We start from the raw sequence: 24,853 nt of genomic DNA, 5'->3' as shown, positions 1-24,853 counted from the left end.
ATTTTGCCCGTGAACCGGGCGCGCTCCGTGGGGGTGCGGGGCCACTTCGGCATCAACCCTTGAGCGTCTGCTCCAGCACGTGCAGCTGCTGGTTCAGTTCGGTGAGCTGCTGGCGCTCGCCGGCGATCTTGCGCACCGCGTGCAGCACCGTGGTGTGGTCGCGCCCGCCGAACAGCTCGCCGATCTCGGGTAGGCTCTTTTGCGTGAGCTCCTTGGCCAGGTACATGGCGATCTGGCGCGGCCGGGCGATGCTGGCCGGGCGCTTCTTGCTGTACATGTCGGCGACCTTGATCTTGTAGTAGTCGGCCACCGTCTTCTGGATGTTTTCCACCGAGATCTGCCGGTTCTGGATCGACAGCAGGTCGCGCAGCGCCTCGCGGGCGAGCTGGATGGAGACTTCCTTCTGGTTGAAGCGCGAGTACGCCAGGATCTTGCGCAGCGCGCCTTCCAGCTCGCGCACGTTGCTGCGCACGTTCTTGGCGACGAAGAAGGCCACTTCCTCGGGCATGTCGGCGCTTTCGGCGCGGGCCTTGTTGATCAGGATGGCCACGCGCATTTCCAGCTCGGGCGGCTCGATGGTCACCGTGAGGCCGGAGTCGAAGCGCGAGACGAGCCGCTCGTGGATGTTGGCCAGGCCCTTCGGGTAGGTGTCCGAGGTCATCACGATGTGGCTCTTCTTGGCCAGCAGGGCCTCGAACGCGTTGAAGAACTCTTCCTGCGTGCGGTCTTTATTCGCGAAGAACTGCACGTCATCGATCAGCAGCAGATCGAGGGAGTGGTAGTGCTCCTTGAACTCGTCGAACGTGCGCCGCTGGTACGCCTTAACCACATCCGACACGAACTGCTCGGCATGGATGTAGAGAACTTTCGCGTCGGGCTTGTCGGCCAGCAGCTTGTTGCCCACCGCGTGCACCAGATGGGTCTTGCCCAGGCCGACGCCGCCATAGATGAAAAGCGGGTTGTACAGGTGGCCGGGCGAGCCCGCCACGTGCATGGCCGCCGAGCGCGCCATGCGGTTGGCCGTGCCCTCGACCAGCGTCTCGAATGTGAGAGCGGCGTTCAGACGCGAGCGGAAGGCACCAGCCACCGGCTCGTCGCTGGGCGCCGCGGCGGGCGTGGGCTCGGACGACACCACCTGCCCCGTCGGCGTGGAGCGCACATAAGTGCGGGCAATGGTCTCACGCTGAGCGAGCGCTAACTCAAGCGACACCGGCTGGCCGTAGAGGCCTTCCAGCAGGGCCGCGATGCGGCCGGCGTATTGCGCACGGATCCAGTCGAGCTTGAAGCGGTTGGCCACCAGCAGGGTGACCTTGGAGAAGTCGGGTGCGACCTGGGCGGTGAGCGGCTTGATCCAGGTGTTGAACTGCTGCTCCGGCAGGTCTTGCGCAAGCTGCTCGACGCAGGCTTGCCACAGTCCTTGTCCGGCATCGGCGCCTGGGTCGTTGTCGGGGCTGCGGGAAGGTTCCTCGGTCATTGATGGCGGTTCTTGTTGTGGATAGGAGGAACGATTCAGGGCCGCAGATTGTACCTTTTCAAAGGGTTATCCACAACCTCGGCCAGGGCGCCCACGGCGCGCGCCACACGCGCCGCAAACCCCCTGTACTGCCGCCTCGCCATTGCCACGCCGGCACAAGCCTGCAATAATCGCCGGTTTCCCTGAATGCGTTCAGGGCAATAACGCCCGGGCCAAGCGCTTTGATCTTGATCGAAGTGCCGCATCCGGAGGGCCTGGAACCCGCATCTTGCGAGTTGCGCCCGGAACCTAACCCTCAAGGACATTGACCATGAAACGTACTTACCAGCCTTCCAAGACGCGCCGTGCGCGCACCCACGGTTTCCTCGTGCGCATGAAGACGCGCGGCGGCCGTGCCGTCATCAACGCACGCCGCGCCAAGGGCCGCAAGCGCCTGGCCGTCTAAGGCCGCCACGGCACTCGGCCCGGTTCCGGGCGGGAACCCTCCCATGCAACGGCTGAAAACCCGTCCGCAGTTCCAGGCCGCCATGGCCGGGGGAACGGTCTCCCGCACCGCACACTTCGCACTGCACCGACTGGGTCTCGCTCCCACCGGCGCAGCGGCCGCATCGCCTCCCGCACCTCTCACAGGGCCCGCCCCCTTGCCTCATGTGCAAGGGCCGCAGGCCCTGTTTGGCATGGCCGAGCCGCCCGGCGTCTGGATGGGCGCCATGGTGCCCAAGCGCTGGGCCCGCCGCGCGGTCACCCGCAACACCATCAAGCGGCAGATCCATGCCGTGGCCGCCTCGTTCGAGTCCCAGTTGCCGCAGGCCGCGCACGTGGTGCGCCTGCGGGCGACGTTCGACCGCAAGCAGTTCACCAGCGCCACGTCCGATGCCCTCAAGCAGGCGGTTCGCGCCGAACTGCTGCAGCTGTTCGGCTACGCCGTGCGGCGCAGCGGCGGCGCTGCTGCAATGGCCGCTGGGGCACCGACGGCAGCGGCGCCCCAGCCCGCCCCGGCGCCTGTGTCATGATGCGCGCGCTGCTGATGGCGCTGGTGCGTGGCTACCGGCTGGTGCTGAGCCCCTGGCTCGGATCGGCCTGCCGTTTCGAGCCCACGTGTTCGGCCTATTCGCTGCAGGCACTTGAACGCCATGGCGCCGCAGCCGGAACTTATCTGACGCTGCACCGTCTGGCACGGTGCCAGCCCTGGTGCGATGGAGGGCATGATCCGGTGCCCGAAGAACCGCCCCGCGCACTGCGCCTGTTCTCGCGCCTGTCTCCTTCCACGTCCTCCACCCCCTCCTCACCGAAGAAGTCTTCATGAACGACATTCGCCGCACCATCCTGTGGGTGATATTTGGCTTTTCCATGGTTCTGCTATGGGACAAGTGGCAAGTGCACAACGGCCACAAGGCCACCTTCTTCCCCGGTGCAACGCCTGCCGCCGTGGCGCCCGCGTCTTCGGCGCCGGCCGCCTCTGGCACCGCCGGCGCTTCCACCGTGCCGGCCCCCACGGCCGCGGCGGCGCCCGCGAATGCGCAGCAAGTGCCGGGCGGCGTGCCGCAGCCTGCGGCGGCGGCCCAGCGCCAGCGCGTCACCTTGACCAGCGACGTGCTGCGCCTGACCTTCGACAGTGAAGGCGGCTCGCTCACGCATGGCGAACTGCTCAAGTACCCCGACATGGCCGACAAGTCCAAGCCGTTCATGCTGCTGGATGAAAGCGCGCAGCGCGTGTACGTGGCGCAGACCGGCCTGATCGGCGGCGCCTACCCCACGCACAAGACGGCGATGTCGGTGGTGGCCGGCAACCGCGAGCTGCAGGACGGCCAGAACGAGATCAGCGTGCGCTTCGAATCCGCCGACCTGGGCGGCGTGAAGCTGGCCAAGACCTGGACCGTGAAGCGCGGCGCCTACGACGTGGCCGTGAAGCACGAGATCGTGAACACCGGCACCGCGCCCGTGTCGCCCCAGTTGTACCTGCAGCTGGTGCGCGACGGCAACAAGCCGCCGGGCGAGTCGTCGTTCTATTCGACCTTCACCGGCCCCGCGGTCTACACCGAAGCCAAGAAGTACCACAAGGTCGAGTTCAAGGACATCGAGACCGGCAAGGCCGAGATCGACAAGTCCTCCACCAACGGCTACGTGGCCATGGTGCAGCATTACTTCGCCAGCGCCTGGCTGCTGGGCAACGACGTGCAGCGCGACCTGTTCGTGCGCAAGGTGGACACCAACCTGTACTCGGTCGGCATGATCACCCCGGTCGGCGAGATCGCGCCGGGGCAGTCCAAGACGGTGGACGCACGCCTGTTCGCCGGCCCGCAGGTCGAGACGATGCTGGAATCGCTCACCCCCGGCCTGGAACTGGTGAAGGACTACGGCTGGCTCACCATCCTGGCCAAGCCGCTGTACTGGCTGCTCGACCAGCTGCACAAGGTGCTGAACAACTGGGGCTGGTCCATCGTGGCGCTGGTGTTCCTGCTGAAGATCGCGTTCTACTGGCTCAACGCGAAGGCGTACGCCAGCATGGCCAAGATGAAGGCCATCAACCCCAAGATCATGGAGATGCGCGAGCGCCTGAAGGACAAGCCGCAGCAGATGCAGCAAGAGATGATGCGCATCTACCGCGAGGAGAAGGTCAACCCGATGGGCGGCTGCTTCCCCATCATGATCCAGATCCCCGTGTTCATCGCGCTCTACTGGGTGCTGCTGTCCAGCGTGGAAATGCGCAACGCGCCGTGGATCGGCTGGATCAAGGACCTGTCCTCGCCCGACCCGTTCTTCATCCTGCCGCTGCTGATGACCGCCAGCTCGCTGCTGCAGACCGCGCTGAACCCCGCACCGCCCGATCCACTGCAGGCCAAGATGATGTGGTTCATGCCGCTGATCTTCAGCGTGATGTTCTTCTTCTTCCCGGCGGGCCTGGTGCTGTACTGGCTGACGAACAACATCCTGTCGATCGCGCAGCAGTGGATCATCAACACGCGCATGGGCGTGCCGCCGCAGTTCAACCTACCGAAGTTCCGCTGACCCGCAATGCAGCGCGGACGCGCTGCGTTTGCGACACATTCCACGGCCGCTATCCAGCGGCCGTTTTTCATTGGGTACGATGCTTGCTTGCCCCCTGCGGCATCTTTCATCCACTTTCGTTAACCGACGAGGAGACCTGGCCAATGAAACAGCAGCGTACGACTTTCAAATGGAGCGCACTGGGCATCGCGGTCCTGCTGGCAGCAGGATCGGCCCATGCCGCAACGATGCGGTGGGCCGGCGCCAACGACATCCTGACCGTGGACCCCCACGCCCAGAACCACCAGACGACGCATGCCTTCCTGCAGCAGGTGTACGAAAGCCTGGTGCGCTATGACGAGAAGTACCAGATCCAGCCCGCGCTCGGCACGAAGTGGACCCAGATCTCCCCCACGCAGGTGCGCTTCGAACTGCGCAAGGGCGTGAAATTCCACGACGGTGCGCCGTTCACGGCCGACGACGTGGTGTTCTCGCTCACCCGCGCCATGACGCCCCCCTCGAACATGCAGTCCGCCGTGCAGAGCATCAAGGAAGTGAAGAAGGTCGACGACTTCACCGTGGACCTGATCTTGAAGGGCCCCAACCCCGTGCTGCTGCGCGAGCTGACCGAGGCCCGCATCATGAACAAGGCCTGGGCCGAGAAGAACAACTCGACCAAGGCGCAGGACTATGCCGGCAAGGAAGAGAACTTCGCCTCGCGCAACGCCAACGGCACCGGCCCCTTCATCATGGTGGGCTGGCAGCCCGACGTGAAGGTCACGCTCAAGAAGAACCCGGACTGGTGGGACAAGCCCAAGGGCAACATCGACGAAGTCGTGTTCACCCCCATCAAGTCGGCGGCCACGCGCTCGGCCGCGCTGATTTCCGGCCAGGTCGATTTCGTCGTCGATCCGCCCACGCAGGATCTGGCGCGCATGAAGTCCAGCCCCGACATCACGCTGATCGAAGGCGCCGAGAACCGCACCATCTACCTGGGCCTGGACCAGTTCCGCGACGAACTGCCGGGTGCCGGCACGCCGGGCAAGAACCCGCTCAAGGACAAGCGCGTGCGCCAGGCGCTCTACCAGGCCATCGATTCGGCCGGCATCCACAGCCGCACCATGCGCAACCTGTCGGTGCCTGCCGGCACCATGGTCGCGCCGATGGTCCACGGCTGGAGCAAGAGCCTGGACGAGCGTGCCGCCAAGTACGACGTCGAAGCCGCCAAGAAGCTGCTGGCCGACGCGGGCTACCCCCAGGGCTTTTCGCTCAAGCTCGACTGCCCCAATGACCGCTATGTGAACGACGAAGCGATCTGCCAGGCCGTCACTGCCATGTGGACGCGCATCGGCGTGAAGACCACGCTGCAGGCCGCCCCCATGGCCCAGTTCGTCAGCCGCGTGATGAACAACGACGTGAGCGCCTATCTGTTCGGCTGGGGCGTGGCGACGTTCGATTCGCTCTATTCGCTGGATTCGTTGATGGCCACCAAGGCCGGCAAGACGGCTGCGGGCACCTACAACGGCGGCCGCTTCAGCGATGCCAAGCTCGACGAAATGATCAGCCAGATCAAGGTGGAGATGGATGCGCCCAAGCGTGACGCGCTGATCGCCGATGCCCTCAAGCTGGTCAAGGACGAGTACTACTACCTGCCCCTGCACCACCAGATCCGCCCCTGGGCCATGCGCAAGGGCGTGGAGACGCTGCACCGCGCGGACGACCGCCCGATGCCCAACTGGACCACGATCAAGTAAGCCCTCCGATCGGACCGAACGCAAAGCCCGCCCTGGCGGGCTTTGTCTTTTTGCGGGCGCGGTTCCGCGCCCCGTGCAGGCGGCCGCGGCATGCGAACAGCGCAGCTATCATGCCCCGTCCCCACCCCCTTCCCCATCGCATGCTGCCCCGCCACTCCGACCCCATCGCCGCCATCGCCACCGCACCGGGGCGCGGCGCCGTGGGCATCGTGCGGGTCTCGGGCCGGGGCCTGGGACCGCTCACCGAGGCGCTGTGCGGGCGCGTCCTGCGCCCGCGCGAAGCCACGTACCTGCCCTTTCGCGATGCGGCCGGCCAGTCCATCGACCAGGGGCTGGCGCTGTACTTTCCCGCGCCCCACAGCTACACGGGCGAGGACGTGCTGGAGCTGCAGGCGCACGGCGGCCCCGTAGTGTTGCAGTTGCTGCTGGCGCGCTGCCTGGAAGCCGCCGCCCAGGCCGATGCGGCCAGCGGCCGGGCCCGCCTGCCCGGCCTGCGCCTGGCGCAGCCGGGCGAGTTCACCGAACGGGCCTTCCTCAACGACAAGATCGATCTGGCGCAGGCCGAAGCCATTGCCGACCTGATCGATGCGAGCACCGAAGCCGCGGCGCGAAGCGCCAGCCGCTCCCTGGCGGGCGCGTTCTCGCACGAGATCCACCGCCTGCGCGATGCGCTCATCCACCTGCGCATGCTGGTGGAGGCCACGCTCGACTTTCCCGAAGAAGAAATCGACTTCCTGCGCAAGGCAGACGCCAGCGGGCAGCTGTCGAATCTGCAGCAGACGCTGGCCGCCGTCATGCAGCGCACGCGCCAGGGCGCGCTGCTGCGCGAGGGCATCAAGGTGGTGATCGCCGGGCAGCCCAACGCCGGCAAGAGTTCGCTGCTGAATGCCCTGGCCGGCGCCGAGCTGGCCATCGTCACGCCCATTGCCGGCACCACGCGCGACAAGGTGCAGCAGACCATACAGATCGAGGGCGTGCCGCTGCACGTGATCGACACGGCGGGCCTGCGCGAGAGCGACGACGAGGTGGAGAAGATCGGCATCGCGCGCGCCTGGGACGAAATCGCCGCGGCCGACGCCGTGCTCTTCCTGCACGACCTCACGCGCGCCGATGCGGCCGACTACCGGGCGGCCGACGCCGACATCGCCGGCACCATCGCCCGGACGCTGCCCGGCCATGTGCCGGTGATCGACGTGTGGAACAAAACCGATCAGGTACCGGGCCACAGGGCTGCCGCCATGGCGGACCGGCCGGCGGCCCACCTCTCGGCCCGCACGGGCGACGGGCTGGACGCACTGCGCCGCCTGCTGCTGGACGTGGCCGGATGGCAGTCGGCCCCCGAGGGCATCTACATCGCGCGCGCGCGGCATGTGCAGGCGCTCCAGGCAGTGGACGGCCACCTGATGGAGGCCGCGGCGCAGCTGCATTCGCCGGGCCCGGCGCTCGATCTGCTGGCCGAGGAACTGCGGCTGGCGCAGCAGGCCCTCAGTGCCATCACGGGGGAATTCACCTCCGACGATCTGCTGGGCGTGATCTTCTCCAGCTTCTGCATCGGAAAATGACGCACCCGCGGAACGGTGGCGTTTTGTAAGGAGTGGTAAAGAGTGCTTGTGCACCGAACGCATCGGGCTTAACTTCCGCGCCACTATGAATGCTGTGCTGTCATCCCACACCCCCAAAATGGACCTCACGGGTCTCGTGCAGGCCATTGCCCAGGCGCCAGCGGAAGACAGCATGATGAACCCGCTGACCACGGAGCAATGGGACCTGCTGTCGGGCTACCTGCTGCCCATGTCGCTCACCACCGGCCACACCCTGTTCACGCAAGGCGCCAGCGACCGCACGCTGTACTTCGTGGAAAGCGGCAGCCTCAGCGTGCACTACGAAGACGAAAAAGACCGCCTGCGCCTGGCGATCGTCGGCCCCGGCTCCGTCGTGGGCGAGAGCGCCTTCTTCTCGCACAAGCCCCGCACCGCCACCGTGCAGGCAGGCGCTCCGTCCAAGCTCTGGAACCTGACGGCGCTGCGGTTTTCCGAGCTCTCCAACCGCCAGCCGGCCGTGGCCCTCAGCCTGGCCATGGCCATGGGTTCGGTGCTGTCCAAGCGCCTCGGCAACCGCCGCCGGCGTGTTGCTGCGACCTGACACCTGAGCCTCCATCGGGCCCGTGCCGGGGCCTGCGGACGCGGGAAAGCCATTGGCTCCCGGAGCGCGCGTTACACTCGTTTTCGAACTTTTGGCGCTATCCGAAAAAGGCACGGCATGTCACTTTTCAGTTGGTTCAACCGCAAACCCCCTGCGCCCCGGCAGCGCCCGGCGGTGGAGCCCTCCGGTCTGCTGAATGCAGACGCCACGGTGCCCCTGGTGCCCGGACGCGGCCCCGGCAAACCGACGGCCGAGCCTGCGGCCGAACACGCGGCCAACCGCAAGAACGAGCGCATGGAGCGGCGCGAACTGCTCTATACCGTGGTGCGCGATGCCATGGTCCGCGCGGGCGTGCTGTCCGCGGGCTACAAATTCAAGGTGCTGTCCCTGGACCAGCGCGGCCGCCAGTTCCTGGTGATGATGGACCTGGCCCGCGAATACGGCGGCGAGACCGTCCGCCTGAGCGAGATCGAGGCGCTCATCGCCCAGACCGCCAAGACCCGCTTCGACATTCTGGTGACCGCCGTGTACTGGCGCATCAATGACCACGTGGCCGTCGGCATGCCCAGCAAGGGCCTTGCGCCCCACGGCGTGGCCGGCCCCTCCGTGCCGCACGTGCCGGCCCCGGTGGCGCGCCCTCCGGTCCACGCGCCGGCCCCCGCACCCGTGGCTGCCCCGCCCATCGATCCGCTGCTCGCGCCGCGCAGCGCGCCCCTGGTGCCCCCAGCGCCGCCGACCCGCGCCCCTGCCAAGGCGTTCGACCCGATCGAGGCCGACGAAGTGGCAGCTTTCAAGCGGGCCCTGGACAACGCCGCCGCGGCCAAGCCTCCCGCACCGGCACCGCGCACGGGGGTGTCCACGCGCTCGGGACCGCTGCTGCCTTCGACGCCCACCGGCTTCGAAGACACGGAAATGCCGGGCAGCGACGCCCGCTCGCCCGATCTGAGCAACACCCAGTACGGCGACCTGCGCTGAGCCGTACCAGCGGCGGCACGGGCCTCATCACCCCAGCCGCCGCCGCGTGTCGGCCTGCAGCGGATCAGTACACGTCGCGCCGGTAGCGGCCCTCGGTGATCAGCGCATCGACGGCATCGACGCCGAGCACCTCCACCATCGCCGCGTCCACGCCGGCCGCCATGCCTTCGGCGCTGCCGCACACATAGACCACCGCGCCCTGCGTGATCCATTCGCGCAAGGGGCCCGCCGCATCGCGCAGCCGGTCCTGCACATGGCGATGGGCCTCCCCGTCGCGGGAGAACACCCGGTCCAGCCGTTCGAGAAAGCCCTGGTTCTGCCAGCCACCGATTTCTTCGGCGCACAGGTTGTCATGGGCCCGCTGGCGCTCGCCGAACAGCAGCCAGTTGCGCCGGTGGCCCGCCCGCACCCGGGCCCGCAGGTGGGAGCGCAAGCCCGCCAGGCCCGATCCATTGCCGATGAAGAGGCAAGGTGCGTCGCCCGGGGCGGCATCGAAGCGCGGATTGGCCACCAGGCGCAAAGCCACTTCGGCACCCAGCGGGGCATGGGCGGTGAGCCAGCCCGACGCCAGCCCCAGCCCCTGGGCATGCCGCTCCTGGCGGACCAGCAGCTGCAGCGCGCCGTCGCCAGGCAGGGAGGCCACGGAGTAGGTGCGGGGCGCCAGGGCCACCAGCGCATCGGCACAGGCCTGGGCATGGACCTCTGCCGCGCCCGACGGCAGCGGGGGCAGCACACTCACCGCCAGGGCCTCGGCCAGCGTGGTCCTGACGCCCCCATGCTGCACCGGTGCAGCGCCATCGGCACCCGCGGCTTGCAGCCAAGCCGCGACAGCCTCGGGCGCGTGGCGCGGCAGCACCTCCACCAAGGCGCCCGGATGCCATTCGGCCGGGGTGCCTGAGGTGAGCGACACCTCGAACAAGGGGTGGCCCAGGCTGCCCGGATTGAGGCAATCGCGCCGCTCCAGGCGCCACGGCGCGTAGACGGGCGCCATACCGCCTTCCGCCAACGCCCCCTCCAGGGCCAGATGCGCCACGCCGTCCAATGCGGCCAGGGCCTCGCTCCAGCGGGCCAGGGCCGCAGGATCTGCGTCGTCCACTTCGATGAGCGGAAACAGCGGCACGGCGCCCGCCCGGCGCAGGCCTTCGTCCAGGGCGTGGCCGAAGCCGCAAAAGCGCGTGTAGTTGCGGTCGCCCAGCGCGAGCAGGCCGTAGCGCACGCCCTGCAGCGAGTCCGGTGGCTGTTGCGCCAGCAACCGGGCGAAGCGGCGGGCGTTGTCGGGCGGCTCGCCCTCGCCGAAGCTGCTGGCCACCAGCAGCACGCGGCGGTGCCCGGCCAGCATCGCGGGCGTGAGCGCCTGCAGCGATTGCATGGCCACACCCAAGCCGGCGCGCTGCAATGCGGCCGCGCTCTGCAGCGCCATGCGCTCGGCCTGGCCGGCCTGACTGGCGTAGGCGACCAGCAGCGTGTCGGCGCCCTGCGCCGCACCGCCTGCCGCCAGTGGTGCGGGCTGCCCGTGGGCGACGCGCGCGGCCTCCGTGGCACGGCGCTGGCGACGGCGCCTCAGGTAAAGCATCCAGCCGGTGACCGCGAAGAGCGGCATGGCCAGGCTGGCCACCATCACCGCCACCCGGCCGGGCAGGCCGAAGTAGGTGCCCATGTGCAAGGGATAGATGGTGGCGAGCGCGCGTGCCGCGGCGCTGCGCTGGGCATGGCGGTCGTCCACCGGCACCTCGCCGGTCAAGGGCTCGATGGACATCCGGTTGCGCTGGCGATCATGCGTTGCATCCGTGGCCAGCCAGGTGAACTGCACGGCCTGCGTGGGCCGCGCCGGCAGGCGCAGGCTGGCCTGGGTCCAGGGCCCTGCCCGCTGCTCGAACGTGCGCCAGGCGCGCGTGAGGTCCAGCGGCGCGGCCTCAGCGGCATCGGGCCCGGCCTTGCCGCCCGCGCGCGGGGCAGGGGCTGCCGTGCGCGCCGGGCGCGGAATGCCGGCCCAGCCGTCCACCGTGTCGCGCACCGCATCGAACGCCCAGTAAAGCCCGGTGGCCGTGAGCATGAGGTACACCACCAGCGCCCACGTGCCGACCACCGAATGCAGCGCCCACAGGAACGAGCGGCCCTTGAGCGCCGGATCGAACGTGAGCCAGGTGCGCCAGCGCAGCGGGTGGCGCGGCCAGCGCAGGTACAGGCCCGAGAGCGACAGCGCAAGCAGGCACAGCGCGAGCACGCCCGTGGCCACGCGGCCGGAGTCGCGCGGTAGCAGCAGCCAGCGGTGCAGCGCCTCGATCCATTCGAAGGCGTCTTGCCCCTTCAGCACCGGCTGCAGCGCGCCGGTGTAGGGGTGCACGTAGACGGTGTCGCCCCGGCGCTCGCCGGGACGCGCCTGGAAGATCACCCGAGCCGCCGCGCCGGGTTGCGATTGCACCGTGAGGGTGCTGATGCGCGGGTGGCCGGGCACGTGCGCCACGGCATCCATGATCTGCTGCGGGGTGAGCATGGGCCCGGCGTGCGGCGTGACCTGGCGCACGCCGGGGTTGAGGGCGTCCAGGATTTCCTCATGGAAGGACAGAAGCGCCCCGGACAGGCCGATGACCACGAGCACGGTCCCCGCCGTGATGCCCAGGAACCAGTGCACCTGGAACCACGCCTGCCGCAGCGAGGGCAGCGACAGCCGGCGCCATGGAGCGCGCCGATCCGCCAATTCTCCGCCCTGCGGCTGGCAAGCCCCGTCAGGGGCCAATGCACCAGCGCTCTGGGCCAGCGGCTGGGATGTGGCGCCGTCGCGGTTCACAGGCCCGCCCCTTCGCCAGGTCCGGCGTGCGCCAGAGCCAGGCCGGAGGCGGAAAGAGAGACAGCCCGCAGGCCGGAGCGGCGCGGGTCGAACGGGACAAGGCGGGACATAGCGGACGGAACCCAGGAAAGAAGCGAACGAGAAAAAGCCATTCCATCTGCAGCAGCGCCAACGGCCCACGCCGCGGCGGTCTCCAGCCGAACGCCGGAACGAATCCGCCGGATGAGAATGATTGCTAATTTTATCGCGCCTGCCCATCCAGGGGCTGTGGCGGGCCCGGTCGGCCGCCTTCCCCCCGCCCGCCCCGCGCTCAGTGGCCGGCGAAGTCCACCAGCGTGTACAGCGGCAGGCCCGCGTCCCGCAGGCGCTGCGAGCCACCCAGCTCGGGCAGGTCCACGATGGCCGCGCCCTCGGTCACCGTCGCGCCCAGCCGCTCCAGCAGATTCTTGCCCGCCATCATCGTGCCGCCCGTGGCGATCAGATCGTCGATGAGCAGCACGCGGTCGCCGGGCTTCACGGCATCGGCATGCAGCTCCACGGTGGCGCTGCCGTATTCCAGTTCGTAGGTTTCCTCGACCGTGGTGAAGGGCAGCTTGCCTTTCTTGCGGATCGGCACGAAGCCCACGTTCAGTTCGTAGGCCACGACCGCGCCCAGAATGAAGCCGCGCGCATCCAGCCCGGCCACCACATCGGGCCGCAGGGCCCGGTCCATGTAGCGGTGTACGAAGGCATCGATGAGCACGCGGAACACCTTCGGGTCCTGCAGCAGCGGAGTGATGTCCCGGAACTGCACGCCCGGCGCGGGCCAGTCGGGCACCGTGCGGATGTGCTGGCGAAGGTATTCGTTGACGCTGAGGGCTTGCATGGCGCGGTGGAGAAGGCTGGAAGGAAAAGGCCGCCCGCGCACGGCCGCACAGGTGCCACCACGCCAGGGGGAGGGAAAGAAGGGAAGGAATGCAGTGTATCGGCGGGGCAGCCGCCTGCGGCTGCCAGGCGTTCACACCCGCAGCAAGGCGTCTTCCGCCAGCGCCAGCGCCGTGGGGTGGCCCGAGAGCACCAGCGTGTCGCCTTCGGCCAGCACCGTGGCATCGTCCGGCTGGGACATGCGGCCGTCCTTGTGGCGCAGGTTCACCACCCGCACACCCATCGCCTGCAGGGCCAGCGGCCCCAGCGCCTGGCCCAGCGGCCGCACCCCGGGGGGCAGCGTGATGGACGCCAGCCGCTCCTGGTCGCGCTCGGACACGGTGTCGTCGTCCGCCCCGTGGAAGTAGCCGCGCAGCAGGTTGTAGCGGGCGTCGCGCTGGTCCTGCACCAGGCGCAGCACCCGCCGCATGGGCACGCCGACCAGCGCCAGCGCATGGCTGGCCAGCATCAGCGAGCCTTCGATGGCCTCGGGCACCACCTCGGTCGCGCCGGCGGCCTGCAGTTTGTCGAGGTATTGGTCGTCCTGCGTTCGCACCACCACCGGCACCTGCGGCGCGTGCTCGCGCGTATTGGCCAGCACCTTGAGCGTGGCGGGAATGTCCAGGTACGTCACCGCCACGGCACTGGCGCGCACCAGCCCGGCCGCCATCAGGGCCTGCAGCCGCGTGGCATCGCCGTACACCACGGAATCCCCGGCCGCCGCGGCCTGGCGCACCCGGTCGGGGTCCAGGTCCAGCGCCATGTAGGGAATGCCTTCGCGCTCCAGCATCCGCGCCAGGTTCTGGCCGCAGCGCCCGTAGCCGCAGATCAGCACGTGCTTGCTGGTGTTGATCGACTTGCGTGCGATGGTGGTCATCTGCAGCGACTGCTGCAGCCAGTCGCTGGCGACCAGCTTCATCACGATGCGGTTGCTGTACAGGATGAGGAACGGCGTCGCCAGCATCGACAGCACCATCGCGGCCAGGATGGGGTTCATCAGCGCGGGCTGCACCAGCCCGTGCTCCTGCGTGAGCGACAGCAGCACGAAACCGAACTCCCCCGCCTGCGCCAGATACAGCCCCGTGCGCAGCGACACGCCCGTGGTGGCGCCCATGCCGCGCGCCAGCACCAAGATCACACCGGCCTTGACCAGCAACGGCACCACCAGGAGCAGCAGCACCAGCGCCCAGCGCTCCAGCAGGATGTGCCAGTCCAGCATCATCCCCACGGTGATGAAGAACAGGCCCAGCAACACGTCGTGGAAGGGCCGGATGTCCGTGCCCACCTGGTGGCGGTATTCGGTTTCGGACACCAGCACGCCGGCGATGAAGGCCCCGAGCGCCAGCGACAGCCCCGCCGTCTCGGTCAGCCAGGCCAGCCCCAGCGTGATGAGCAGCAGGTTCAGCATGAACAGCTCGTCGCTCTTGCGGCGCGCCACCAGCGTGAGCCACCAGCGCATCACCCGCTGGCCACCCGCCAGCAGCACGCCCACCAGCACCGTGGCCTTGAGCAGCGCCAGGCCCAGCGCGACGAACAGCTGGTCCGGCCGGGAGCCGAGCGCCGGGATCAGCACCAGCAGCGGCACCACGGCCAGATCCTGGAACAGCAGGATGCCCAGCACGCGGCGGCCGTGCTCGCTCTCCAGCTCCGCCCGCTCGGCCATCAGCTTGACCACGATGGCGGTGCTGCTCATCACCAGCGTGCCGGCCAGGGCCAGCGCCGTCTGCCAGCCCATGTCCCAGATGCCGCCCACGTAGCGCGACAGCAGCAGCACACCCGCCATGGTGGCCGCCATGGTGAGTGCCACCTGCATCAGCCCCAGGCCGAACACGAACTGGCGCATGGCGCGCAGCTTGGACAGGCTGAATTCCAGGCCGATGGCGAACATGAGGAACACCACGCCGAACTCGCCCAGGTGGCGCACGCCTTCCGAGTTCTGGGCCAGCGCCAGCGCATGGGGCCCGATCAGGATGCCCGCCGCCAGGTAGCCCAGCATCGGCGGCAGCTTGAGGCTGCGGCACGCCACCACCCCCAGCACGGCAGCCAGCAGGTAGAGCAACGTCAAGGCAAGTGAGGACATGCACGGATGCTAGCCCAGGCGCGGCGCAGGCCCATGGTCCGGCCGATAGAATCCGCGCATGCTTTCCGCCCCCGCCGCGCCTGCGCCCTTCCATGCCGACCAGGCGCTGCGCCTGGCCCGCGAAACCTTCGATATCGAGGCCGCCGCCCTGGCCGGCCTGTCGGCCCGCGTGGACGCGAGCTTCGCCAGTGCCGTCGAGCGCGTGCTCGCCACCACGGGGCGCGTCGTGGTGATGGGCATGGGCAAGAGCGGCCACATCGGCCGCAAGATCGCCGCCACCCTGGCCTCCACTGGCACGCCCGCCTTTTTCGTGCACCCTGCGGAAGCCAGCCATGGCGACCTGGGCATGGTCACGCCGGGCGATCTGGTCCTGGGCATTTCCAACAGCGGCGAAAGCGCCGAGCTCACCGTGCTGCTGCCCGTGCTCAAGCGCCTGGGCGTGCCGCTCGTGGCCATGACCGGGGGGCTTCAGTCCACCCTGGCGCGCCATGCCGATCTGGTGCTGGACTGCAGCGTGGACCGCGAGGCCTGTCCGCTCAACCTGGCCCCTACCGCCAGCACCACCGCGCAGCTGGCCATGGGCGACGCCCTGGCCGTCGCCCTGCTGGACGCCCGCGGGTTCCGGTCCGAAGACTTCGCGCGCTCCCACCCCGGCGGGGCCCTGGGCCGCAAGCTGCTCACCCACGTGAGCGACGTCATGCGCTCGGGCGAAGAAATCCCGCGCGTGGCGCCCGGCGCATCGTTCAGCGAACTCATGCGCGAGATGAGCGCCAAGCGCCTGGGCGCCTCGGCCGTGGTGGACGATGCGGGCCGCGTGCTCGGCATCTTCACCGACGGCGACCTGCGCCGGCGCATCGAAGCCGGCGCGGAACTGCGCGGCGCGACCGCGGGCGAGGTCATGCACCCCGGCCCGCGCACCATCGCCCCCGACGCGCTGGCCGTGGACGCCGCCGAAATGATGGAGCGCCACGCCATCACCAGCGTGCTGGTGGCCCATCCCGACGGCCTTCTCATCGGCGTGGTGCACATCGGCGACCTGATGCGCGCGAAGGTCATCTGATGGACCAGCCCCTCGCCCACGCCACGGCCGGGGCGGCAACGCCCGCCAGCCAGCCGCTGCCGCCCCTGCGGCCCGCCCTGCAGTTCGATGCGCAACTGCTGCTGCGCGCGCAGGGCGTGCGCGTGGCGTTTTTCGACGTGGACGGCGTGCTCACCGACGGCGGCCTGTACTTCAGCGAAGCCGGCGAGACGCTCAAGCGCTTTCACACGCTCGACGGCCACGGCATCAAGCTGCTGCAAAAGGCCGGAATCACCCCCGCCGTGGTGACGGGCCGCGATGCCCCCGCGCTGCGCCTGCGCCTGAAGAACCTGGGCGTGGTGCATGCCCGCTTCGGCACCGAAGACAAGCGTCCGGCCGCCGAATCCATCCTGGCCGAACTGGGACTCGACTGGGCGCAGGCCGCCGTGATCGGCGATGACTGGCCCGACCTGCCCCTGATGCGCCGCTGCGCCCTCGCCTGCGCGCCCTGCCATGCCCACATCGAGGCCCGTGCGGTGGCCCACCACGTCACCGCCGCAGCGGGCGGGGCCGGCGCGGCGCGCGAGTTCTGCGACCTGCTGCTGGTGGCCAGTGGCCGCTATGCCCAACTGCTGGAGGCCTACACCGCATGATCGCCACGCTGCGCCGGGGCTGGGACCGGCTGTCCATCTACCTTCCCGTGGCCCTCATGGGGCTCATGGCGCTGGGCACGTGGTGGCTGGTGCGCAACGCGCCCACACCGGCCAAGCCCGTGCAGGAGCGCCCGCTGACGCACGAGCCGGACTATTTCATGAAGACCTTCTCGGTCAAGAGCTTCGATGCCACCGGCCGGCTGCAAAGCGATGTCCGCGGCGATTTCGCGCGCCACTACCTGGACACCGATACGCTGGAGATCGACAAGGCCCACATGCGCTCGGTCGCGCCCGATGGCCGCCTGACCATCGCCACGGCCGACCGCGCGCTCACCAATGCGGACGGTTCCGAGGTGCAACTGTTCGGCAACGCCATCGTCACCCGCGAGCCCCTGGTGCGTCCCGGGCGCGAGCCGCTGCCGCGCCTTCAGTTCCGGGGCGAGTTCCTGCACGCGTGGCTGAACGACGAACGGGTGCAGTCGAACCAGCCAGTCACGCTGACGCGGGGCAAGGACCAGTTCACCGCGGACACCATGGACTACAACAACCTCAGCCAGATCATGCAGTTGCAGGGCCGCGTGAAGGGCATGCTGATGCCGCCACCCGGCAAGTGACCGGCACCGGACGGCGCACGATGCCTAACCACCCCTCAGGAGCCCCCATGCCTTCCAGCCCCCTGGTGTTCATCACCGGCGCATCCAGCGGCATCGGCCAGGCGCTCGCACTGCGCTTTCACCAGGCGGGGTACCGGCTTGCGCTGGTGGCCCGCCGCACGGCAGAGATGCAATCGTGGGCCAGCGCAAGCAACATCCCGGCAGATAGCTATCAAATTTATAGCGCCGATGTGGCGCAGCCCGACAGCATCGTGGCGGCGGGCCAGGACTGCATGGCCCGGCAAGGGGTGCCCGATGTCGTCATCGCCAACGCGGGCATCAGCGTGGGCATGGACACTGCCGTGCGCGAGGACATCGACGTGATGGCCCGCACCTTCGCCACCAACAACATCGGCATGGCGGCCACGTTCCAGCCGTTCGTGGATGCGATGGCCCAGCGCGGCAGCGGGGCGCTCGTGGGCATCGGCAGCGTCGCCGGCATCCGGGGCCTGCCCGGCCACGGCGCCTACTGCGGCAGCAAGGCGGCGGTCATCAGCTACTGCGAAAGCCTGCGGGGCGAATTGCGTTCGTCGGGGGTGCGGGTGGTCACGCTGTGCCCGGGGTACATCGACACCCCGCTCACCCGGCAGAACCGCTACGCCATGCCCTTCTTGATGCAGCCCGGGGACTTTGCCGACCGCGCGTTCGCCGCGATCCGCGCGGGCGCGAGCTACCGCGTCATTCCCTGGCAGATGGGCGTGGTGGCCAAGCTGCTGCGTGTGCTGCCGAACGGGCTTTTCGACCGCCTGCTGTCGGGCCGCCCGAGAAAGCACCGGCAAAAAAGCGGGGCTCCGCACTGACCGGGCACGGGGCCCGCCTCAGGGTTCCAGCCGGCGGCGCCCACAAAAAAGGCCCCTGACAAGGGGCCTTTTTTGTGGGCGCGAGAAGCCTTCACGGATGGGAACGGCCCTCGCTGCGGGAGAGGATCAGTAGCCGCCGTTGCCACCACCACCGTAGCCGCCACCGCCACCACCGCTGCGGCCACCGCCGCCGCCATTGCGCGAACCGGAACCATAGGGGCTGCGGAAACCGCCATCGCCGCGACCGCCGCCGCCGCCATAACCACCGCCGCCGCCTTCGCCACGGCCACCACCACCGTAGCCACCGCCGCCGCCATCACCGCGGCCGCCACCGTAGCCACCGCCACCGCTGCGACCACCACCGCCGCCGCCGTATCCACCGCCGCCACCACCACCGCCGCCAAAACCGCCGCTGCGGGGGGGACGGGGTTCCATGGGTCGCGCCTCGTTCACCACGATGCTGCGGCCGCCCAGGGGCTGGCCGTTCATGCCCTGGATGGCGGCTTGCGCTTCAGGGTCGCTGCCCATCTCGACGAAGCCAAAGCCCTTGGAGCGGCCCGTGTCGCGCTCCATCATGACTTTGGCGCTGATCACGGCTCCGAATTGGCCGAAGGCCTGCTCCAGGTCACTGTCACGCACCGAGTACGGCAAATTGCCGACGTACAGTTTGTTGCCCATCACGGGACTCCTCAAAAACACATTGATAAAGCGATGGAGTCCCGAAAACGCAGCCAGTGAATCACAAAGATGTCCCATGCGCGAAACTGACGGATCCCCGCAAACGTCGACGCGAAAAATATCTCGCCGATGCATTATGGGCCATAAATTCCGCAAAAAAGCAAGGTGCCGGACACGGGCCAAACGCGCTGGCTCAGCCATGAAAAAAGGGCCCCGAAGGACCCTTTTTTGAAATGCTGTCAGCGTGAGCTTAGTAGCTGCTGCGGCCACCGCCGTAGCCACCACCGCCACCACCGCCGCCGAAACCACCGCTGCGGCCGCCACCACCGCCGTAGCCGCCGCCACCGCCATTGCCGCCACCGAAGCCGCCGCCACCGCTGCGGGGGGGACGGGGTTCCATCGGACGGGCTTCGTTGACCACGAGGTCACGGCCGCCGAAGTTTTGGCCATGCGCGCCTTGGATGGCGGCTTGCGCTTCGGCATCGTTGCTCATTTCGACGAAGCCGAAACCCTTGGAGCGGCCGGTGTCACGTTCCATCATGACCTTGGCGCTCACCACGGTGCCGTACTGGCTGAACGTTTGTTGCAGGTCGTCGTCGCGGAAAGAATAGGGCAGGTTGCCCACGTAGAGTTTGTTGCCCATGAAGGACTCCTAAAAAAACAAGAAAACGCGATGGAGCCCGACGCAATCAACAAACCTGTGACGACTTCAAAGACGCGAAACCGACCAATCACCGCTACTTGCGTTCCTGCTTGGCAGAAAGGCAAGGCCCATTATTAACCATCTATTCGGGGTCCAAGCACGAAAATTGGCGCGCCTGCAACGTTTTCGTTGGGTATTTACCCGAAGGCTGGAAGCGCATCGTTACAATCGGCCCGTCTTTGGGGAGTAGCCCGCCCGGCGCACAGACCGCACGGGGGCATGCATCAACAAACTCGGGCCTGCGCGGCCTGTGGTGCATGCGGTTCCATCGGAACTGGGCGAGACCATTGACTGCACACCGATCCCAAAGGCCGGCGTCGGGGTGCAGTCAATGCTCTGCGACCTGTCCGGCCGGACAACTCCCTGCCCCCAATGGAAGCCTTTTTCGTTTCGACCGCCATCGTCGCCCTCGCGGAGATGGGCGACAAGACCCAACTCCTTTCCCTCGTTCTCGCGGCGCGTTTTCGCAAGCCCTGGCCGATCGTGCTCGGCATCCTGGTCGCCACGCTGGCCAACCACGCGCTGGCCGGCGCCGTGGGCGCCTGGGTGACGACCGTCGTGGGCCCGCAGGTGCTGCGCTGGGGTCTCGGGCTGTCGTTCATCGCGATGGCGGTGTGGATGCTCATCCCCGACCGGCTGGACGACGACGCATCGGGCGGCGCGCCGCGCTTTGGCGTGTTCGGCACCACGCTGATCGCGTTCTTCCTGGCCGAGATGGGCGACAAGACCCAGGTCGCCACGGTGATGCTGGCCGCGCGCTACAGCGCCTACTGGTGGGTGGTGGCCGGCACGACCCTGGGCATGATGCTGGCCAACGCGCCCGTGGTCTGGCTGGGCGAGCGCATCACGCGGCGGGTGCCGATCCGCGCGGTGCACATGGTGTCGGCGGTGATCTTCCTCGCGCTGGGGCTGATCGCGCTTTTCGCACCCGCGGCCTGAACGCGCACGGGCCCATGGCCGGCGGGCCCGGGCTTTGGTATAGTGCCCCTCGCGCCGATTTGCATAGCTTGCGGGCGCTTTATAAATACCGCTAAAGACCCGTCCGCCAAGTGACAGACACACCGACCCGGCCTCGTTTTTAGCGACGCCGGGTTTTTTCATGTCCTTCATTGCCACGCCCCAGTCCCTGCATTTCGCCGACGCGCTGCCGCTGCAGGGCGGCGGCGCCATCCGCGACTACACCCTTGCCTTCGAGACCTACGGCACGCTCAACGCCGACCGCTCCAACGCGGTGCTGGTGTGCCATGCGCTGAACGCCTCGCACCACGTGGCGGGCGTGTACGAGGGCCAGCCCAGGAGCGAAGGCTGGTGGAACAACATGATCGGCCCCGGCAAGCCGGTGGACACGAACCGCTTCTTCGTGATCGGCATCAACAACCTGGGCTCGTGCTTCGGCTCGACCGGCCCGATGGACACGCACCCGGACACCGGCGAGGTGTACGGCGCCGACTTCCCCGTGGTCACGGTGGAGGACTGGGTGAACGCGCAGGCCCGCCTGCTGGACCGCATCGGCGTGCAGCAGCTCGCGGCGGTGCTGGGCGGCAGCCTGGGCGGCATGCAGGCGCTGTCGTGGACGCTGCAGTACCCCGAGCGCGTGCGCCATGCGGTGGTGGTGGCCAGCGCCCCCAATCTCACGGCGGAGAACATCGCCTTCAACGAGGTGGCGCGCCGGGCCATCGTGACCGACCCGGATTTCCACGGCGGGCACTTCTACCGGCACGGGGCGATCCCGCAGCGCGGCCTGCGCATCGCGCGGATGATCGGCCACATCACGTACCTGTCGGACGACGTGATGAACGAGAAATTCGGCCGCCAGCTGCGCCAGACGGTGATGGAGGAGACGCTGCCGGCAGGCACCGCCGGCGGTGCGCCGGCCGCCCCAGGCACGCCCGGCGCGGGGCCGGGCTACCGCTACAGCACGCAGGACATCGAGTTCCAGATCGAGAGCTACCTGCGCTACCAGGGCGACAAGTTCAGCGAGTATTTCGACGCCAACACCTACCTGCTGATCACCCGCGCGCTCGATTACTTCGACCCCGCGCTCGCCTACGGCGGCAACCTCACGCTGGCGCTGGCGCGCGCGACGGCCCGGTTCCTGCTGGTGAGCTTCACCACCGACTGGCGCTTTTCGCCCGCGCGCAGCCGCGAGATCGTGAAGGCGCTGCTCGACAACCGCCGCGACGTGAGCTACGCCGAGATCGACGCACCGCACGGCCACGACGCCTTCCTGCTCGACGATGCGCGCTACATGGGCGTCGTCGGCTCGTATTTCGACAGCATCGCCAAGGAGTTCGCATGACCGAGAAAGCCACCATGCATGCGATTTCCCGGCTGGTGCCGCACGGCGCGCGGGTGCTGGACCTGGGCTGCGGCGACGGCGCGATGCTGTCGTACCTGCAGCGCGAGCGCGGCTGCACGGGCTACGGCATCGAGATCGACGACGCCAACGTGCTCGCCTGCGTGCGCCGCGGGGTGAACGTGGTGCAGCTCAACCTGGAGGAGGGGCTGGCGATGTTCGGCGACAACTCGTTCGACCTGGTGCTGCAGATCGACACGCTGCAGCACCTGCGCAACACCGAGGTGATGCTGCGCGAGACGGCCCGCGTGGGCCGCGCGGGCGTGGTGGCGTTTCCCAATTTCGCCCACTGGCCCAACCGGCTGTCGGTGCTGCGCGGGCGCATGCCCGTCACGCGCCGGCTGCCCTACCAGTGGTACGACACGCCCAATATCCGCGTGGGCACGTTCAAGGATTTCGAGGTGCTGGCGCACAAGAACGCCCTGCGCGTGATCGACGCGTTCGGCCTGCAGGACGGGCGCGAGGTGCGCTTCCTGCCGAACGCCCTGGCGGGCACGGCGGTGTTCCACTTCGAGCACGCCTGACGGGCGCGGGGCACGGGGCTGCGTCGGGCGCTGTCCCACGTGCCCAAGCTCCCCCGCACCGGGTCGCCAACACCGTGGAAGTGTCACGAGCACTACAAAACACTCGAACATCCGATTGCTATTATTAATGTAGCAATACGCCCTAGAAAAACATGCCCTGGAGGCATTTTTCGCCCCCGAAATCGCTGCTGCCAAGCAGACTAAATCCCTCAGTACATAGGGTTTTCCCTTAAAGGAATGCCTTCATCCTGCCAAAGTTACGGTTGCTTACGATGGGGGCGGCGTCTTCCGCAGCGCATCCGCCCCGTCTCCCTTCCCTGCGACCGAACCCCAAAAACCGCCATGACTCCACCCGTCCGCACCCGATCGGTCGCCCGCCGCGTCACCCTGCTGGCCCTGTCCCTGGTGGCGCTGGCCCTCATTGCGGTGGGCATCGCGATCTCGCTCATCACCACGAAGGCCGCGCGCACGCAGATCACCGAAGGTGTGCGCGATGCGGTGGATGCGGTAGGCCAGTCGCTCAACGCGGTGGATGAGGCCAACCGCGAACTGGTGCGCCGCTCGGCCCAGGCGTTCCAGCGCGGCTTCGACCCCAGCATGCAACTGGACGAGGCCAGCGGGCAACTGACGAGCTTCGGCGTCGCGGTGAACGACGACTACGGCACGGTGGACAAATTCAGCCAGGACACGGGCGGCGTGGCCACGGTCTTCGCGAGGAAGGGCGAGGACTTCATCCGCATCACCACCTCGGTCAAGAACGAAAAGGGCGAACGCGCCCAGGGCACCCTGCTCGACCGCGCCAGCCCCGCCTACGCGCCCGTGCTCGCGGGCCAGCCCTACACGGGCCGCACCATGCTGTTCGGCAAGCCGTACATGGCGCACTACGCGCCGGTGAAGGATGCGGCGGGCAAGGTGATCGCCATCCTGTTCGTGGGCAACGACCTGTCGGCCTTCCAGGAGCAGATGCAAAAGCAGGTGGCCAGCATGCAGTTCTACGAGCACGGCGGCATGTACGTGATCGATCCGCGCAAGGGCCCGCAGGATGCGGTGTTCGTCGCGCACCCCACGGCGCGCGGCAAGAAGGTGCTGGAGGCCTATCCGGGCGCGGCCGATTTCCTCGCCGCCCTGAACGTCAGCGCCGACGGCTCCGTGCCGCAGGCCGCCGCGCTGCTGCCCGCCCAGGGCGCGGACCCGTGGGCCCTGAGCGCCCGCACCGGCTCGGGCTGGCAGGTGGTGGCCGAGGTGTCCGACCACGAAGCGCTGGCCAGCCAGCGGCGTGCGATGGGGGCGGTGTGGCTGGTGATGGCCGTCGCCCTGGCGGTGGTGGGCGCGGGCATCTTCGCGATGGTGCGCCGCGGCGTGAGCGAGCCGCTGCGCGAGCTGACCGGCGCCGTGACGCTGGTGGCGCAGGGCGACCTCACCCAGGCGTTCGAGACGCGCCGCGCCGACGAAATGGGCGCCCTGGTGCGCGAGGTGGAGGGCATGCGCCAGCGCTACCTGCAGGTGCTGCAGCAGGTGCGCACGGCGGTGGACAGCATCACCACCGCCAGCGCCGAGATCGCCACCGGCAACCAGGACCTGTCGGCGCGCACCGAGAACGCCGCCAGCAGCATCGCCCAGACGGCGCAGAGCATGGAGCAGCTCACGGGCACGGTGCACCAGTCGGCCGATGCCGCGCGGCAGGCCAACCAGTTGGCCGGATCGGCCGCCGAGGTGGCCCAGCGCGGCGGGCGCGTGGTGGGCGAAGTGGTGTCCACCATGGCCGAGATCGACGCCAGCTCGCGCAAGATCGCGGACATCATCGGCGTGATCGACGGCATCGCCTTCCAGACCAATATCCTGGCGCTCAACGCCGCCGTGGAAGCCGCCCGTGCGGGCGAGCAGGGCCGCGGCTTCGCCGTGGTGGCGAGCGAGGTGCGCTCGCTGGCCGGGCGCAGCGCCGAGGCGGCGCGCGAGATCAAGGCGCTCATCGGCAGTTCGGTGGCCCGGGTGGAGGCCGGCACCCGGCTGGTGGAGGACGCCGGGCGCACCATGGGCGAGATCGTGGGCTCGGTGCAGCGGGTGGGCGACATCATCGGGGAGATCACCGCCGCGGCGTCCGAGCAGTCGAACGGCATCGTCACGGTCAACACGGCCGTCAATCAGCTCGACCAGATGACGCAGCAGAACGCCGCGCTGGTGGAGGAATCGGCCGCGGCGGCGCAAAGCCTGCGCGACCAGGCGTCGCAGCTGGCGGATGCCGTGCAGGTGTTCCGCCTGACCACGGCGCAGGCCACGCCGCTCGCTCAGCCCGCACGTCCCGCCCTCGCCGCGGGCTGAGCGGAACGCGCCCCCCGCGCCAAGCGGCGCACCAACGGCGGCGGC

The 24,853-nt window shown here is 68.7% G+C and carries 22 protein-coding genes and 1 riboswitch; of the genes, 16 read left to right on the top strand and 6 right to left on the bottom strand.

Annotation, left to right across the window (positions count from 1 at the left end; translation table 11 throughout):
* Positions 1 to 52: 52 nt before the first annotated feature.
* A complete protein-coding gene (dnaA, locus tag R1Z03_RS11880) occupies positions 53 to 1,474 on the bottom strand; it encodes a chromosomal replication initiator protein DnaA (protein WP_317359944.1) in 1,422 nt (473 codons plus the stop codon).
* 310 nt (positions 1,475 to 1,784) lie between these two features.
* Between dnaA and rpmH the strand changes: the two genes are divergently transcribed.
* The 8 genes from rpmH (at position 1,785) to R1Z03_RS11840 (ending at position 9,333) form a co-directional block, all read left to right on the top strand.
* Positions 1,785 to 1,919, top strand: a complete 135-nt coding sequence (rpmH, locus tag R1Z03_RS11875) for a 50S ribosomal protein L34 (RefSeq protein WP_005798102.1) — start codon at positions 1,785 to 1,787, stop codon at positions 1,917 to 1,919.
* Positions 1,920 to 1,962: 43 nt separating this feature from the next.
* On the top strand, positions 1,963 to 2,487 hold the full coding sequence (locus R1Z03_RS11870) for a ribonuclease P protein component (protein ID WP_317359899.1): 525 nt from the start codon (positions 1,963 to 1,965) through the stop codon (positions 2,485 to 2,487).
* The gene (gene yidD / locus R1Z03_RS11865) at positions 2,484 to 2,780 is read left to right on the top strand and encodes a membrane protein insertion efficiency factor YidD (protein ID WP_284430579.1); all 297 of its coding nucleotides are present in this window, start codon (positions 2,484 to 2,486) and stop codon (positions 2,778 to 2,780) included. The genes R1Z03_RS11870 and yidD overlap by 4 nt, the downstream gene beginning before the upstream one ends.
* Positions 2,777 to 4,483 carry a membrane protein insertase YidC gene (yidC, locus tag R1Z03_RS11860; RefSeq protein ID WP_317359897.1) on the top strand — a complete coding sequence of 569 codons (1,707 nt, stop codon included), beginning with the start codon at positions 2,777 to 2,779 and terminating at the stop codon, positions 4,481 to 4,483. The genes yidD and yidC overlap by 4 nt, the downstream gene beginning before the upstream one ends.
* A gap of 143 nt (positions 4,484 to 4,626) precedes the next feature.
* Positions 4,627 to 6,216: an ABC transporter substrate-binding protein gene (locus R1Z03_RS11855; protein WP_272566396.1), complete on the top strand. Its 1,590-nt coding sequence runs from the start codon at positions 4,627 to 4,629 to the stop codon at positions 6,214 to 6,216.
* A 140-nt stretch (positions 6,217 to 6,356) separates the two neighbouring features.
* Complete coding sequence (mnmE, locus tag R1Z03_RS11850) at positions 6,357 to 7,778, top strand: tRNA uridine-5-carboxymethylaminomethyl(34) synthesis GTPase MnmE (RefSeq protein ID WP_317359895.1); 1,422 nt, start codon at positions 6,357 to 6,359, stop codon at positions 7,776 to 7,778.
* A gap of 85 nt (positions 7,779 to 7,863) precedes the next feature.
* Entirely contained in the window at positions 7,864 to 8,358 is a 495-nt protein-coding gene (locus R1Z03_RS11845; protein ID WP_317359894.1) for a cyclic nucleotide-binding domain-containing protein, read from the top strand.
* A 117-nt stretch (positions 8,359 to 8,475) separates the two neighbouring features.
* Positions 8,476 to 9,333, top strand: a complete 858-nt coding sequence (locus R1Z03_RS11840) for a hypothetical protein (RefSeq protein WP_317359892.1) — start codon at positions 8,476 to 8,478, stop codon at positions 9,331 to 9,333.
* 64 nt (positions 9,334 to 9,397) lie between these two features.
* Here R1Z03_RS11840 and R1Z03_RS11835 read toward each other — a convergent pair whose 3' ends face one another.
* From R1Z03_RS11835 to R1Z03_RS11825, 3 genes are all read right to left on the bottom strand, one after another.
* The gene (locus R1Z03_RS11835) at positions 9,398 to 11,995 is read right to left on the bottom strand and encodes a sulfite reductase flavoprotein subunit alpha (protein ID WP_317360351.1); all 2,598 of its coding nucleotides are present in this window, start codon (positions 11,993 to 11,995) and stop codon (positions 9,398 to 9,400) included.
* Between the two features lie 436 nt (positions 11,996 to 12,431).
* Positions 12,432 to 12,986 (bottom strand): adenine phosphoribosyltransferase, encoded by a 555-nt coding sequence (locus tag R1Z03_RS11830; RefSeq protein ID WP_092742468.1) that lies wholly within the window; start codon positions 12,984 to 12,986, stop codon positions 12,432 to 12,434.
* A gap of 132 nt (positions 12,987 to 13,118) precedes the next feature.
* Complete coding sequence (locus tag R1Z03_RS11825) at positions 13,119 to 15,104, bottom strand: monovalent cation:proton antiporter-2 (CPA2) family protein (RefSeq protein ID WP_317359889.1); 1,986 nt, start codon at positions 15,102 to 15,104, stop codon at positions 13,119 to 13,121.
* A gap of 58 nt (positions 15,105 to 15,162) precedes the next feature.
* On the opposite strand from R1Z03_RS11825, the gene R1Z03_RS11820 reads away from it, so the two are divergent.
* The 4 genes from R1Z03_RS11820 to R1Z03_RS11805 are packed head-to-tail and all read left to right on the top strand — an operon-like array spanning position 15,163 to position 18,228.
* Complete coding sequence (locus R1Z03_RS11820; protein ID WP_317359887.1) at positions 15,163 to 16,164, top strand: KpsF/GutQ family sugar-phosphate isomerase; 1,002 nt, start codon at positions 15,163 to 15,165, stop codon at positions 16,162 to 16,164.
* Positions 16,164 to 16,775 (top strand): HAD family hydrolase, encoded by a 612-nt coding sequence (locus R1Z03_RS11815; protein ID WP_284424555.1) that lies wholly within the window; start codon positions 16,164 to 16,166, stop codon positions 16,773 to 16,775. The genes R1Z03_RS11820 and R1Z03_RS11815 overlap by 1 nt, the downstream gene beginning before the upstream one ends.
* Positions 16,772 to 17,389 carry an LPS export ABC transporter periplasmic protein LptC gene (lptC, locus tag R1Z03_RS11810; protein ID WP_317359884.1) on the top strand — a complete coding sequence of 206 codons (618 nt, stop codon included), beginning with the start codon at positions 16,772 to 16,774 and terminating at the stop codon, positions 17,387 to 17,389. Before R1Z03_RS11815 ends, lptC begins: the two co-directional genes overlap by 4 nt.
* A gap of 47 nt (positions 17,390 to 17,436) precedes the next feature.
* Complete coding sequence (locus R1Z03_RS11805) at positions 17,437 to 18,228, top strand: SDR family oxidoreductase (RefSeq protein ID WP_317359882.1); 792 nt, start codon at positions 17,437 to 17,439, stop codon at positions 18,226 to 18,228.
* 126 nt (positions 18,229 to 18,354) lie between these two features.
* On the opposite strand, the gene R1Z03_RS11800 is transcribed toward R1Z03_RS11805, so the two are convergent.
* Together R1Z03_RS11800 and R1Z03_RS11795 are read right to left on the bottom strand one after the other, a co-directional pair.
* Positions 18,355 to 18,906 carry an RNA-binding protein gene (locus tag R1Z03_RS11800; protein ID WP_317359878.1) on the bottom strand — a complete coding sequence of 184 codons (552 nt, stop codon included), beginning with the start codon at positions 18,904 to 18,906 and terminating at the stop codon, positions 18,355 to 18,357.
* A 250-nt stretch (positions 18,907 to 19,156) separates the two neighbouring features.
* Positions 19,157 to 19,549 carry an RNA-binding protein gene (locus R1Z03_RS11795; protein WP_317359876.1) on the bottom strand — a complete coding sequence of 131 codons (393 nt, stop codon included), beginning with the start codon at positions 19,547 to 19,549 and terminating at the stop codon, positions 19,157 to 19,159.
* Between the two features lie 225 nt (positions 19,550 to 19,774).
* Positions 19,775 to 19,970, top strand: a riboswitch (yybP-ykoY riboswitch).
* An 11-nt stretch (positions 19,971 to 19,981) separates the two neighbouring features.
* On the opposite strand from R1Z03_RS11795, the gene R1Z03_RS11790 reads away from it, so the two are divergent.
* From R1Z03_RS11790 to R1Z03_RS11775, 4 genes are all read left to right on the top strand, one after another.
* Positions 19,982 to 20,548, top strand: coding sequence for a TMEM165/GDT1 family protein (locus R1Z03_RS11790; protein WP_272566381.1), 567 nt, complete (start codon positions 19,982 to 19,984; stop codon positions 20,546 to 20,548).
* Positions 20,549 to 20,708: 160 nt separating this feature from the next.
* A complete protein-coding gene (locus R1Z03_RS11785; protein WP_284430566.1) occupies positions 20,709 to 21,908 on the top strand; it encodes a homoserine O-acetyltransferase in 1,200 nt (399 codons plus the stop codon).
* Positions 21,905 to 22,489 (top strand): methionine biosynthesis protein MetW, encoded by a 585-nt coding sequence (metW, locus tag R1Z03_RS11780; protein ID WP_284397602.1) that lies wholly within the window; start codon positions 21,905 to 21,907, stop codon positions 22,487 to 22,489. Before R1Z03_RS11785 ends, metW begins: the two co-directional genes overlap by 4 nt.
* A 342-nt stretch (positions 22,490 to 22,831) precedes the next feature.
* Positions 22,832 to 24,808, top strand: coding sequence for a Cache 3/Cache 2 fusion domain-containing protein (locus tag R1Z03_RS11775; RefSeq protein WP_317359872.1), 1,977 nt, complete (start codon positions 22,832 to 22,834; stop codon positions 24,806 to 24,808).
* Positions 24,809 to 24,853: the final 45 nt, after the last annotated feature.

Source organism: Acidovorax sp. BLS4, from assembly GCF_032929295.1.
Lineage (GTDB): Bacteria > Pseudomonadota > Gammaproteobacteria > Burkholderiales > Burkholderiaceae_C > Paracidovorax.
Note: the sequence above shows the minus strand (reverse complement) of the source record. Positions and strands in the feature narration are given on the sequence as shown.

Bases quoted from the DNA above. Each gene is read 5' to 3' on its own strand.
- R1Z03_RS11820 (WP_317359887.1), top strand. From the start codon at position 15,163: ATGCTTTCCGCCCCCGCCGCGCCTGCGCCCTTCCATGCCGACCAGGCG.
- R1Z03_RS11870 (WP_317359899.1), top strand. From the start codon at position 1,963: ATGCAACGGCTGAAAACCCGTCCGCAGTTCCAGGCCGCCATGGCCGGG.
- metW (WP_284397602.1), top strand. From the start codon at position 21,905: ATGACCGAGAAAGCCACCATGCATGCGATTTCCCGGCTGGTGCCGCAC.
- lptC (WP_317359884.1), top strand. From the start codon at position 16,772: ATGATCGCCACGCTGCGCCGGGGCTGGGACCGGCTGTCCATCTACCTT.
- dnaA (WP_317359944.1), bottom strand. From the start codon at position 1,474: ATGACCGAGGAACCTTCCCGCAGCCCCGACAACGACCCAGGCGCCGAT.
- R1Z03_RS11840 (WP_317359892.1), top strand. From the start codon at position 8,476: ATGTCACTTTTCAGTTGGTTCAACCGCAAACCCCCTGCGCCCCGGCAG.
- R1Z03_RS11795 (WP_317359876.1), bottom strand. From the start codon at position 19,549: ATGGGCAACAAACTCTACGTGGGCAACCTGCCCTATTCTTTCCGCGAC.
- R1Z03_RS11825 (WP_317359889.1), bottom strand. From the start codon at position 15,104: ATGTCCTCACTTGCCTTGACGTTGCTCTACCTGCTGGCTGCCGTGCTG.
- mnmE (WP_317359895.1), top strand. From the start codon at position 6,357: ATGCTGCCCCGCCACTCCGACCCCATCGCCGCCATCGCCACCGCACCG.
- R1Z03_RS11815 (WP_284424555.1), top strand. From the start codon at position 16,164: ATGGACCAGCCCCTCGCCCACGCCACGGCCGGGGCGGCAACGCCCGCC.
- R1Z03_RS11775 (WP_317359872.1), top strand. From the start codon at position 22,832: ATGACTCCACCCGTCCGCACCCGATCGGTCGCCCGCCGCGTCACCCTG.
- R1Z03_RS11805 (WP_317359882.1), top strand. From the start codon at position 17,437: ATGCCTTCCAGCCCCCTGGTGTTCATCACCGGCGCATCCAGCGGCATC.
- rpmH (WP_005798102.1), top strand. From the start codon at position 1,785: ATGAAACGTACTTACCAGCCTTCCAAGACGCGCCGTGCGCGCACCCAC.
- yidD (WP_284430579.1), top strand. From the start codon at position 2,484: ATGATGCGCGCGCTGCTGATGGCGCTGGTGCGTGGCTACCGGCTGGTG.
- R1Z03_RS11845 (WP_317359894.1), top strand. From the start codon at position 7,864: ATGAATGCTGTGCTGTCATCCCACACCCCCAAAATGGACCTCACGGGT.
- R1Z03_RS11785 (WP_284430566.1), top strand. From the start codon at position 20,709: ATGTCCTTCATTGCCACGCCCCAGTCCCTGCATTTCGCCGACGCGCTG.
- R1Z03_RS11855 (WP_272566396.1), top strand. From the start codon at position 4,627: ATGAAACAGCAGCGTACGACTTTCAAATGGAGCGCACTGGGCATCGCG.
- R1Z03_RS11800 (WP_317359878.1), bottom strand. From the start codon at position 18,906: ATGGGCAACAAACTGTACGTCGGCAATTTGCCGTACTCGGTGCGTGAC.
- R1Z03_RS11790 (WP_272566381.1), top strand. From the start codon at position 19,982: ATGGAAGCCTTTTTCGTTTCGACCGCCATCGTCGCCCTCGCGGAGATG.
- yidC (WP_317359897.1), top strand. From the start codon at position 2,777: ATGAACGACATTCGCCGCACCATCCTGTGGGTGATATTTGGCTTTTCC.
- R1Z03_RS11830 (WP_092742468.1), bottom strand. From the start codon at position 12,986: ATGCAAGCCCTCAGCGTCAACGAATACCTTCGCCAGCACATCCGCACG.